The sequence below is a fragment of the Streptomyces sp. Root1310 genome (assembly GCF_001426425.1).
Classification (GTDB): Bacteria; Actinomycetota; Actinomycetes; order Streptomycetales; family Streptomycetaceae; genus Streptomyces.
Genome location: NZ_LMEQ01000030.1, coordinates 469,344 through 480,552 on the forward strand (window position 1 = coordinate 469,344; position 11,209 = coordinate 480,552).

Sequence of the window (11,209 nt, forward strand, 5' to 3'; positions counted from 1 at the left end):
GGGGGAAGTCCATGCATACGCGTGCCTTCGGCATGCCCTTTCGGCGTGCCCGTGAAAGATCAGCCGCTCTCGCCGCCTCGGCGATGATGGTCTCCGCGGCGCTGGCCTTGTCGGCACTGCCGGCCGCTGCCGCGGTCGCCGACGACACCAGGCCCACCTCAGTCTGGGGCCCGGACGGCCCCGACTTCGACATGCCGGCGGTGAAGGTCGGCCCGAACCGGCCCGTGAAGTCCGAGCCGTCACAGAATCCGACCGACGAGGTCTACGTGCCCTGGCTGCGCGAGCAGCGCGCACACGCCAAGGGCGCGCCCGCGAACAAGACCAAGTCCTCCGGCGCCACGGCGAGCGCATCGGCGCTCAGTCTCGTGCCCGAAGGTCAGGGCGACGTGCCCTGGCACCGGTACACCAGCTTCGCCCTCACGGACGCGCTGACCGCGAAGATCGACTACTCGACCGGCAACCTGATGCTGACGGCCACCGACTTCGACATCGCCGGTGTGGGGCAGCGGCTGACGCTGGCGCGGACGTACAACTCGCTGGACGCGCCGTGGGGGAAGGTCTCGCAGCGCTGGTGGCAGCAGTACGAGCGCTACCTGTCGCTGTCCTCCACCGAGGCGGTCTTCTACGACGCCTCCGGTGCCACGGTCCGCTTCACCAAGAACAGCGACGGCTCCTTCACCACGCCGAAGGGCTACTCCGAGGACCTGAAGAAGAACGCGGACGGCACCTACTCGCTGACGAAGTGGAAGTCGGGGGCGACGGACACCTATGACGCCAACGGGACGCTGGCGAAGGTCACCGACCGCAACAAGGGCACGGTCACCGTCACCCAGCACGACGAGGGCGGTGAGCACAAGGGTTTCAAGCTGACCGAGACCCGCTCCGGCCGCTGGGTGGACCTGCTGAAGACGGACGCCTCGCAGTGGCAGGCCAAGGACAACACCGGCCGCACGGCCGTGTTCAACCTCGACAGCGCGGGCAACCTGGCCACCACCACGGACACCGAGGGCAAGACGGTCACCTTCCGCTACGACACCTCCGGCCGTGTCGACAAGATCACCACGGCGGAGGGGCGGGTGACGGTCTTCACCTACGACGACGCCAACCGCGTCACGTCCATGCTGCGTGGCACCGGCTTCAACAGTGCCGGCCACACCGGCCCGACCTGGACCTACGGCTACACCAGCGACTCCGCGACCGCCGCCGGCACGACCACCGCCACCGACCCGGAGACGCACGCCACGAAGTACGCGCACGACGGCGACGGCCAGGTCACCGAGGTGACCGACGCGCTCGGGCACAAGCGGTCCACCAAGTTCGACGCCAACCACAACATCGACACCGCCACCGACGCGATGGGCTCCGGCGCCACCCCGGGCAACGTCACCGACTACGGCTTCGACTCCCGCAACAACCTGAAGACCGCCACCGCGCCGACGGGCGCCGCGACGGTCAACAACTGGCAGACCATCGCCGGCGGCGACCTGCCCAAGGACTCCACCAACCCCGACGGTGAGAAGACCGCCTTCACCTACGACACGGCCGGCAACACCAAGACGGTCGCGCAGACCGGCACCGGCGGCGGCAGCGTCTCCTACGACTACAACCCCGCCACCCCCGGATGCGGCGGCTTCGAGGGCCAGCGCTGCGCGCAGAAGACGAAGATGACCTCCTCCAAGACGGTGGAGACGGACTTCCACTACGACGCCAAGGGCAATCTGGAATGGGCCAAGGCCCCGGCGCCACTGGGGAAGACGACGTACACCCACGACGACCTGGGCCGCACCAGGACCGTCACCGACGCCCGGGGCGTCACTGTCACCTACACCTACGACAACCGTGACCGCATCCGCACCGTCACCTCACCGAACACGGTGACGGTCGAGTACCGGTACGACGGAGACGGCAACCTCAGGCAGCGCTCCGACAACACCGGCACCATCTCCTACGAGTTCGACCCGCTGCAGCGCGAGACGGTCCGCCATCTCCAGGACGGCTCCCAGACCCTGCTGGCCTACACGGCGGCCGGCAACGTCGACTACTACCAGGACCCGGCCGGCACGGTCGACTACACCTGGAACGAGGTCAACAAGCTCAAGGAGCTGAAGGACACCCAGGGCCGGGTCACTTCGTACACGTACAACAACAACGACGTCCGCAAGACCACCACCTACCCCGGCGGCACGGTCCAGACGGTCGAGGTCGACAAGTCCAGCCGACCGCAGTCCATCAAGGTCACCTCAGGCCAGGGCACCCTGGTCAACCTGGCCTACACCTACGGATACGGCACCGGCAGCGCCACCGACGGCAGCAAGATCCGCACCAGCACCGACAACGTCAGCGGGCTGAAGCGGACCTACAGCTACGACGGGGCGGGCCGCTTCGCCTACGCCAAGGAGGAGAAGGCGGGCGCGATCACCGACTCCTGGCAGTACTGCTACGACCTGGCCGGCAACCTCACCTCCCAGGGCACCGACCCCGGCTGCCCGCGCGGCACCACCTACACCTACAACGACGCCCAGCAGCTGACGACCAAGTCCAGTTCCACGGGGACCTGGTCCTACGACGCCATCGGCAACGAGACCGCCGCAGCCTCCACCGACGACTACGTCCGCACCGGCGAGACCTGGACCGACCACTCGCAGATGACGTCGATCACCGTCGGCGGCAAGACGTACGCGGGCCAGTACGGCTCGACCGACCAGAGCGAACGCGTCAAGCTCGGCGACACCTTCTTCCACAACGGTCCGCTGGGCCTGTCGGCGAAGACCACGGCCGGTGTGGACATGGGCTTCAACCGGGAACCCGGGGGCACGTTGAATTCCATGACGACCGGGGGCAAGACGTACTTCTATCTCACCGACGCGATCGGCAGCGTGATCGGTCTGGCGGACGAGGACGGCAACAAGGTCGACAGCTACGCCTACAGCCCTCGCGGCGTGCGCATCCTGGCCCAATCCAGCGAACCGGTCGCCCAGCCCTACCGCTTCGCCGGCAACTTCCAGGACCCCACCGGCCTCTACCACCTGCGGGCCCGCTACTACGACGCCAACATCGGCCGCTTCACCCAGCCCGACCCCTCCGGCCAGGAACAGAACCCGTACCTGTACGCGGAAGGCGACCCCGTCAACCGCATCGATCCCGACGGATTGCTCAGCCTGGGAAGCGTCGGGGACGCACTCGGCGTCGCGACCATCCTCTACGAGGGATTCACCGGCGGAACGGGCGCGGCTGAGAAAGCGACCGCAGCCATGATCGCGGACATCGGTATCACGGGGCTCTGTGAAGCTGGAGCCGCGGCGTTCACCGGACCGGGTGCCGTCCCGGCGCTCCCGTACTGCATGGCCATCGGCACGGCCGCGGGCACTTACATCGGCGCCACCTACAAGAGCTGACGAACGGACCGATCGTGGTTGCCGGAGCAAGCGTTTCCTTGCTCCGGCAACCACGGTCTCGAACAGGGAGAATGAGATGATTCAACCGGGAAGAGGGCGCCAGATCCTCCTCTTCGGCATGCTGGCTCTCGTCTGTGGTGCAGTTCTCCTGGCAATCTCCTCCGGGGGCCCCGCAGGCGCATTCGGATGGCTGCTCGTCGCGGGTGGGGCTCTCTGCGTGCCTGTGGGTCTGATCAGCACAAAGAAGGGGCAGAGGTGATGGGGCCTCTCTCTGCCCCGCCGTTGCTGAGAGACGGGCAATCGGCGCTCTTGTTCACCGTCGGATTCATCGTGCTGGTAGGAGTCGCCATGTTCCTCTTCAGCAGGAGGAACAGGTGAAGTGCCCGGGACGTCGTGGCGCGATCGCGGTCGGTGTGACCGGCCCATCGGTACGCGTACGCCAGCCCGGCTACGAGACCGGTCCTGAGTACGGCCAGGCTGCGTGCCAGGGAGGCGAAGGCGCCGCCGAGTTCGAGGCGTCGTCCCCTCGGATGGCGAGGCGTTCGAACCGGTGGAGGAGGGCGAGGGCCTGCTCCACGACGACGCGGAGTCGGTGCAGCTCCGCCTGTCGTTCGCGAAGTTCAGCCGTGTGGCGTGCCTGCTACCGGTTGGCCGCGAGGAAGTCCTCCAGGATCTCGGCACACCGCGCCGGCTGCTCCTCGGCCGGGTAGTGGCCGCAGTCGTCGAGGACGACCCCCGTGACGTCGTCGGCCGTCAGCCGCATCGTCCGGGCGGCGTTCGCGCCGCTCCACAGCGCGCCGCCGGCGGCGAGCACCGGCAGTGTCAGCCGGGTCCTGCCGCGCTGCTCGTTCTGCGCGATCGTCTCGTCCAGCGCCCGGTAGTACGCGAAGCTCGCCCGCAGCGCGCGAGGATCCGCGGCGATCGCGTCGACGTAGACGTCGACGGCGTACGCCGGGATCGCGGTCGGCGTGGCGGCCTTGGTGGCGAACTGCCAGCCGAAGAAGAGCCGCTCCCGTCCCCGGACCAGTTCCTCGTTGAGGTCGGTGAGCCGGTTGAAGCCGAACTGCCAGAGCTTCAGGTTGGCCGCCGCCGGGCCGAAGAGCGGCGGGGACGGCGTGAGACCGGGGATCACTGCTTCGACGATGGCGAGCCGGCCCACCCGCTCGGGGTGATCGGCGGCGAGGGCGTATCCCGTCCACGTACCGATGTCGTGGCCGACCACGTCGAACCGGTCGTGCCCGAGTGCGGCCATCAGCGCGACCAGATCGGCGGCCAGCGTGCCGGCGTCGTACCCGTCGTCGGGCTTGTCGGAGAGCCCGGCCCCGCGCGAGTCGACGGCGACGACGGTGTGCCGGCGGGCGAGAGCGGGCATCACCTCCCGCCAGGCGTACCAGGTCTGGGGCCACCCGGCGATCAGCAGCAGCGCCGGGCCGTCCCCGCCGGTGACCGCGTGCAGCCGCAGCCCGTTCACCTCCACGAGCCGGCTGGTGAAGACGTCAAGGAATCCGTCGGGCAGTCGCAGCGAACTCAAGCCAGTCATGGCGGTGACCCTACCCATCTTTGAACGATCGGTACAAGATGTGTAGGCTGACGGACCATGGCAGGCCGCAAGCAATTCGACGTGGACGAGGCACTACGACGTGCGATGCACGTCTTCTGGCGCTGGGGTTATTCGGAGGCCTCGATCGATCGCCTGACCGAGGGCACGGGCCTGGGCCGGGGCTCGCTCTACGGCACCTTCGGCGACAAGAGCGCCCTCTTCCGGAAAAGCCTCCAACGGTACGCGCAGACCTACCACCCGCTGTACGAGCAGGCACTGTCCGGCCCCCATCCGAGCCCGAGCGCCGTCGTGGCCGCCTACCTCCAGGTCGCCCTGAACCGCATCGCCGACCCGACGGTCCCGGACGGCTGCCTGCTCACGGTGTCGGCAACGCAGTTCCCGGCCCTCGACGCGGAGGGCCGGGCGATGGTCCGCGCCATGATCGACGGTTTGCGGGCGAGGCTGGAGCAGGCGTTGCTGGCGGCGGGGGCCGGTGAGCAGGAGGCGGCAGAGCTGGCGTTGTGCACGCTGGCGACGAACAAATCTCTGGCGGTGCTGAGCCGCGCCGGCTTCTCGGGCGCAGACCTGGCAGCCGTCGCGGCGGCCGCCGCCAGGAATGCCGAGGTTCTGCCGAATCGACCGGCCGAACCGTCGGGGCCGCGATAGGCGCCACGATCCGATGATCTGAGGGAACGGCCTAGTCGCCGCCCCCGTCGCCGCCCCCGTCGTAGTCCCCGGCGTCGGGCCAGTCCGGGCCGTCCGGTGGGGTGGCCCCGTCGTGGGCGGGCCGCACCGAGGGGGCGAGGGCTGTCACGGTGACGAGGCCGGCGAACGCGGTCGGCATCAGCGCGGTCATCGAAGCGACCACGGCCTGCAAAGGAACGCCGGTCCGGTCGAGCACGGCCAGGGTGATCATGGTGGGGAATACGAGGAAGATCCCGCTCAAGCAGGCGGCGGACACCGTCACGCTCTGGTGATCGTCCACGAGCTTCTCGGACCCGGCCCCTTCTCCCGGCCACAGGACCCCGAGCACCGAGACCGCTTCGAAGGCGAAACAGACCACGTGAAGGGCGACGACATTGCCGAACGTCACCCCCTGCCCGATCAGGTACCAGACTCCCGCCAGAGAAGAGAGCCAGTACGCCGCACCGGCCCCCACCACCCAGACGCGGCGGGACACCCCGTGTTCGATCGGGTACTCGGCTCTGGCATGCATGCGTCCCCCGGTCCGTCAGCCACCCCGGTACACGTCATGCCCGGCGCCGGACGGTCTCAAAGGCGTCCGGGCTCCCCGGTGTCCTTTGCGGGCTACGCCACCGCGCTCATCGTGTCCGCGAGGCGTCGGCGGGAGGCGCGGGTCGCCGGGAGCGCGGCGAGTGCCACGGCACCCAGCAGCACCGTCACGCCGAACGCGGTCAGTACGACGAGGGACGGAGCCTGTGCGATTCCGGCTCCGATGCCGCTCGACCGGCCCTGGGCGTCGATCAGCCAGTGGGAGAGAGGCAGGCCCAGTGCCAGGGCGACGGCGACCGCGGCCCCGACGGTGCACCCCGTGGCCGTGACGGTGATCGCGCTGATCTGCCGTGGCGACAGTCCGATCGCCTTGAAGGCGAGGAGATCCCGTTCGCTCTCGCGCAGCGCACCGCCGATGCCGGTCAGCAGATCGACGAGCCCGATGAGCGCCAGGACGCCGAGCAGGCCGATGACGACACTGCGCAGGGGCGACAGACCGTCGGCGGGGTTCGTCACGGTGTGCACGTCCAGCTGTCCACGCCCGGCCGCGGCACTCAGCTCGGCGGCGACGCGGTGCGGATCCGCGCCGTCCCGCAGCCGGACCTGGTACAAAGTCGGCCGGAGTTCCGCGTCGTTCTCCCTCAGGGTGTCGAGCGACGTGGAGATGACCCGGCCGGCGTTGTCCGGCTCGATGCTGCGGCCCACGATGTGGAGGATCTGGGGCCGACCGCTCACGGTCATACGCACCCAGTCGCCGACCCGTACGTCCAGCAGGTCCAGCAGCCCCTGCCCGGCCACCGCCTCGTCGGACCCGAGCGCGGGGCGCCCCTCGGCCAGCGTGTAGGGGTACGGATCCGTACGGGTGCCCAGACCGCGCAGGGCGATCGTCGCCGTCTGCCCCGGCACCAGGGCGGCCACCTCGACGCCCGGATAGGCGGCGGCGACCTCGGGACGCTGCGCGAGAAGCGTCCGGGTCGCGGCGTCGCTCAGGCCGTCGTCGGCGCGTACGGAGAGCGCGGCCGCCAGTCCCATCTCCTCCGGTGTGCGGTGGAAGCGGTCGATGGTCGTCCACGCGCTCATCGCCACCACGATCAGCGTCAGCGGCAGCGCGAGGCGGGCGATCGTGCCCAGGGAACGCGGGCGACGCGTGAACGCCTTGTGCCAGCCGAGGACCAGCGCGGGCGGCACCCGCAGGCCGAGCGCGCGACGCGCGACGCCCGACAGCCGTCCCCCGGCGGGGGCCGCGGTCCGCGGCACCGGAACCGGCGGCACCCGCCCCGCCCGCCAGGCCGCGAGCCCGGTGGTCGCGCCGATGAACAACACCACCCCCACCGGCACCACGACCAGGGTCGCCGCGTGTCCCGGCAGCCCCTGCCACACCCCGACCGCGTCTCCCAGCCGCCCCGGCAGCCGGCTGCCCAGTGCCTGGGTGAGCCCCGCCGCTGCCACCGCGCCCAGCAGCGCGTAGGCGAGATGCTGGAGCAGGAAGACCCGCATGACCTGGCCCGGCGTGAAGCCGATCGCCTTGAGGATCGAGATGTCCCGCAGATGCCCCCGGATGCGGGTGCCGATGGCCCCGTGCACGGCGAGTCCGGCGGCGATGAGCGCGCCGAGACCGAACAGGCCCAGTATCTGGCCGAGCAGCCGGTCGTCGCCCTGCGCCGCCGCCCGCGCCTGCTGCCAGGTGGCGACCTCGCGCACGGCGCCGGCGCCGAGCACCGTGACGGCACGCTGGACGGCGTAGTCGGTGTCCCCGGGATCCGTCAGACGCAGCCCGATCACCTGGCCGCGGTCGGAGCCGGTGCGCGGCACGGTGGACGGCAGTGCCCAGGCCAGTCCCGGCTGCTCACCCTGGCGGTAGCGCGGCTCGGGGCTGTCGGCGACACCGAGGACGGTCAGCCTCGCGGCACCGCCGGGCAGGGTGAGCACGTCGCCGGGCTCGGCCAGCAGCGCCCGGGCGAGGCTGCTCTCCAGCACCACACCCCGGGGCGCCGCCCGGTCGAGCCAGCGGCCGGAGACGAGCAGGGGCCGTCCGACCGCGGGTCGCTCGGTGGTGCCGCGCAGTTCGACGGATGCGCGGGCGCCACGGGAGGCGACCGTGGTCGAGGCCGTGGGGTACGGGCCGGCCACGGACTCGACACCGGCCAGCCCGGCAAGCTTGGCCGCATCGGCCGAGGGACCGGTGTGGATCGACACGTGTGCGCCACGGGACTGGGTGAAGACACGTTCCCACGGGTTCGTCGCGTACCCGAAGAGCGCCGCCGCCAGCAGCAGGGAGGTGACGACGCCGACGGTGGCGAGCACGAGGAACAGCGCCTCACCGCGATGCGTCCGCAGGTCCGAGTGCGCCCAGCGCAGCGTGGCTCGCACGGGCTCAGTCCTTCAGTTCCAGCACGGCGGATATCCCCTTGCGGGGGGACGGCGTGCCGTCGAGCGTCGCGTCGTCGGCGATCCGCCCGTCGAAGAAGCTGATCACCCGGTCCGCGGTGCTCGCCATGCGCGCGTCATGGGTGACCAGGAGGATGGTCTGGCCGCGTCGGTGGAACCGGGACAGCAGCCGGGTCACCTCGCGGGTGCCCTTGCTGTCCAGGCTGCCCGCGGGCTCGTCCGCGAGCAGCAGCGGCGGATGGTTCACCAGGGCGCGGGCCAGCGCCACCCGCTGCTGTTCGCCGCCGGACAGCTCACCGGGCATGCTCCGCTCCTTGCCGGTCAGGCCGAGCTCGGCCAGCAGTTCCTCCCGCTCCGCACGGGCCCGCCTGGGGGAGACCCCGGCCAGCAGCGCGGGCAGTTCGACGTTGTCGGCGACGGACAGATTGGAGACCAGGTTGAAGAACTGGAAGACGACGCCGATCCGGCGCCGGCGCGCCACTGCCCACTGGGCCTCGCTGTAGCCGTCGGTGCACACGCCGTCCAGCCAGATGCTGCCGCTGTCCGGCCGCTGGAGACCGCCGAGCAGATGCAGCAGCGTCGACTTCCCGGCGCCGGACGGGCCGGTGACGGCCACGAACTCGCCCTGCCGTACGCACAGGTCCACCCCGCGCACGGCATGGGCGGGGGCGCCCTCGCCGTGGTGGGTCTTCACGAGGCCCTCGGCCCGCAGCGCAGGAGTGGGAGTGTCGTTCATTCCGGCTCCTCCAGTTCTTCCTGGCAGCGCTCCAGCCAGTCGAGGTCGGCCTGCAGGTGCAGCATGGCGCCCTCGATGAGCAGCCGGGCCGTCCGGTTGTCGCGGTTCTCGCCCGTGACGAGCTTGGACAGGGTGCGCATGGTGTTCAGGTAGTGACGTCGTTGCTTGTTGATCAGGGCGATCTGGTCGGCGAGACCGGTCTGCGGGGCGAGCGCGAGCTTCATGAAGAACTCGTCCCGCAACCGCGGCTCGTCCGCCGTCTCCTCGTACCAGACGCGCAGCGCTTCCTGGCCGGCGTCGGTGAGGCGGTAGATCTTCTTGTTGGGCCGACTCGACTGCTCGACCTCCTCGCCCTCGATCAGCCCCGTCTTCTCGAGGCGGCTCAGAGTCACGTAGATCTGGCCGATGTTCGGCTGAGGGTACGCGGCGCCCAGGAGTCGCTCAAGGTCCTGCTTGAGCTCGTAGCCGTGGGCCGGGCCGCGCGCCAGCAGGGCCAGGAGGGGCAGGCGCACTCGTGCTGTCCTCCTCGCAGCCTCGTATTGTGGTCCAGGCCCTAGTATCGCCCATACCTAACGGGTATACATAGCCTCTGACTCGGGCGAGGGTGCCCGCAGCCGGTGTACTGGGAGGAACCTATGCGGTGGATACGTGCCGCCGGTAGGGGCCTCCTCGTTCTCGCCGTCGTCCTGGCCGGTTACGGCTCTTCCGGCGCCCGGGCCGCCGACGGCCCCGAGGGCCGCGGACCGCTCACCCTCGCGACCGCCGGCGACCTCACCGGCTACCTGGGCCCGCTGCTGCAGGGCTGGAACCGGGCCCATCCCGGCGAGAAGGTCACCCTCGTCGAACTGCCGGACTCGGCGGACGAGTCGCGCGCCCAGATGATCACCGATCTGCGCGGCGGCACCCGCAGCCGGTTCGACGTCCTGAACATCGACGTCGCCTGGACCTCGGAGTTCGCCGCCGCCGGCTGGATCCGCCCGCTGCCACGGGACCGCTTCCCGCTGGGCACCTTCCTCCGGCCGGTCGTGGACACGGCGACGTACGACGGCCGGCTGTACGCCGTCCCCTACGTCACCAACGCCGGGCTGCTCCTCTACCGCAAGGACGTGCTCGCCGAGGAGGGCGTGCCACCACCGCGCACCTGGGCCGAACTGGAGCGGGCCGCGAAGACCATCGCGCCCCGGCACGGACTCGACGGCTACGCGGGGCAGTTCCTGCCCTACGAGGGACTCACCGTCAACGCGGCCGAGGCCGTGTACTCGGCGGGCGGCACGATCCTCGGCGACGAGGGCGACCGTGTCACCGTCGACTCGGCGGCCCGCGAGGGCATCGGGTTCCTGGCCCGCGGCGTCCGCGACGGCTGGGTGCCGAAGGAGGCCCTGACCTACACGGAGGAGGAGTCCCGGCAGGCCTTCCAGGACGGCCATCTCCTCTTCCTGCGCAACTGGCCCTACGCGTACGTCAGCGCCTCCGCCGCGGGTTCCGGGCTCGCCGGCAAGGTCGGCGCCGTGCCGCTGCCGGGGCGCGACGGGCCCGGCACCAGTGTGCTCGGCGGCTCCAACCTGGCCGTCAACGCGCACGCCGAGCATCCCGACACCGCCGCGCGTCTGATCGCGTACCTCACCAGCGAGGGCGTCCAGCGGCAGGTGCTCACCCGGGGCGCGCTGCCGCCCGTGCGCGCGGATCTGTACGAGGACCCGGAGCTGGTGCGCCGGTTCCCGTACCTGCCGACGCTGCGCACGAGTGTCCTGACGGCCGCGCCGCGGCCCAAGAGTCCGCGCTACGACCAGGTCAGCATGGTGGTGCAGGCGGTCGTGCACGACGCGATGTCCGGGCACTCGACGCCCGAGGCGGCGGTGCGTCGGCTGGCCCGGGAGCTGGCGGACATCTCCCGCCGCGGCTGACGCCCCTCAGCCG

Annotated in this window: 8 protein-coding genes; 3 read left to right on the forward strand and 5 right to left on the reverse strand. The window is 70.6% G+C overall.

The window, feature by feature from the left end; genetic code table 11:
* Positions 1-83: 83 nt before the first annotated feature.
* Positions 84-3,395, forward strand: coding sequence for an RHS repeat-associated core domain-containing protein (locus tag ASD48_RS29305; RefSeq protein ID WP_057604751.1), 3,312 nt, complete (start codon positions 84-86; stop codon positions 3,393-3,395).
* A 640-nt stretch (positions 3,396-4,035) separates the two neighbouring features.
* Here the strand turns inward: ASD48_RS29305 and ASD48_RS29315 are convergent.
* Positions 4,036-4,935, reverse strand: coding sequence for an alpha/beta hydrolase (locus tag ASD48_RS29315; protein WP_057604753.1), 900 nt, complete (start codon positions 4,933-4,935; stop codon positions 4,036-4,038).
* Positions 4,936-4,992: 57 nt separating this feature from the next.
* Here ASD48_RS29315 and ASD48_RS29320 point away from each other — a divergent pair, with 57 nt between their 5' ends.
* The gene (locus ASD48_RS29320) at positions 4,993-5,601 is read left to right on the forward strand and encodes a TetR/AcrR family transcriptional regulator (RefSeq protein WP_199876009.1); all 609 of its coding nucleotides are present in this window, start codon (positions 4,993-4,995) and stop codon (positions 5,599-5,601) included.
* Between the two features lie 31 nt (positions 5,602-5,632).
* Here ASD48_RS29320 and ASD48_RS29325 read toward each other — a convergent pair whose 3' ends face one another.
* The 4 genes from ASD48_RS29325 to ASD48_RS29340 all read right to left on the reverse strand — a co-directional run bounded on the left by ASD48_RS29325 (position 5,633) and on the right by ASD48_RS29340 (position 9,804).
* Positions 5,633-6,151 (reverse strand): hypothetical protein, encoded by a 519-nt coding sequence (locus ASD48_RS29325; protein WP_057604754.1) that lies wholly within the window; start codon positions 6,149-6,151, stop codon positions 5,633-5,635.
* Positions 6,152-6,243: 92 nt separating this feature from the next.
* A complete protein-coding gene (locus tag ASD48_RS29330; RefSeq protein WP_057604755.1) occupies positions 6,244-8,538 on the reverse strand; it encodes an ABC transporter permease in 2,295 nt (764 codons plus the stop codon).
* 4 nt (positions 8,539-8,542) lie between these two features.
* Positions 8,543-9,292, reverse strand: coding sequence for an ABC transporter ATP-binding protein (locus ASD48_RS29335; RefSeq protein ID WP_057604756.1), 750 nt, complete (start codon positions 9,290-9,292; stop codon positions 8,543-8,545).
* Entirely contained in the window at positions 9,289-9,804 is a 516-nt protein-coding gene (locus tag ASD48_RS29340; RefSeq protein ID WP_057604757.1) for a PadR family transcriptional regulator, read from the reverse strand. Before ASD48_RS29340 ends, ASD48_RS29335 begins: the two co-directional genes overlap by 4 nt.
* Before the next feature lie 123 nt (positions 9,805-9,927).
* Here ASD48_RS29340 and ASD48_RS29345 point away from each other — a divergent pair, with 123 nt between their 5' ends.
* Positions 9,928-11,196, forward strand: coding sequence for an ABC transporter substrate-binding protein (locus ASD48_RS29345; protein WP_057604758.1), 1,269 nt, complete (start codon positions 9,928-9,930; stop codon positions 11,194-11,196).
* Positions 11,197-11,209 lie beyond the last annotated feature (13 nt).

Bases quoted from the DNA above. Each gene is read 5' to 3' on its own strand.
- ASD48_RS29325 (WP_057604754.1), bottom strand. From the start codon at position 6,151: ATGCATGCCAGAGCCGAGTACCCGATCGAACACGGGGTGTCCCGCCGC.
- ASD48_RS29305 (WP_057604751.1), top strand. From the start codon at position 84: ATGATGGTCTCCGCGGCGCTGGCCTTGTCGGCACTGCCGGCCGCTGCC.
- ASD48_RS29345 (WP_057604758.1), top strand. From the start codon at position 9,928: ATGCGGTGGATACGTGCCGCCGGTAGGGGCCTCCTCGTTCTCGCCGTC.
- ASD48_RS29335 (WP_057604756.1), bottom strand. From the start codon at position 9,292: ATGAACGACACTCCCACTCCTGCGCTGCGGGCCGAGGGCCTCGTGAAG.
- ASD48_RS29315 (WP_057604753.1), bottom strand. From the start codon at position 4,935: ATGACTGGCTTGAGTTCGCTGCGACTGCCCGACGGATTCCTTGACGTC.
- ASD48_RS29320 (WP_199876009.1), top strand. From the start codon at position 4,993: ATGGCAGGCCGCAAGCAATTCGACGTGGACGAGGCACTACGACGTGCG.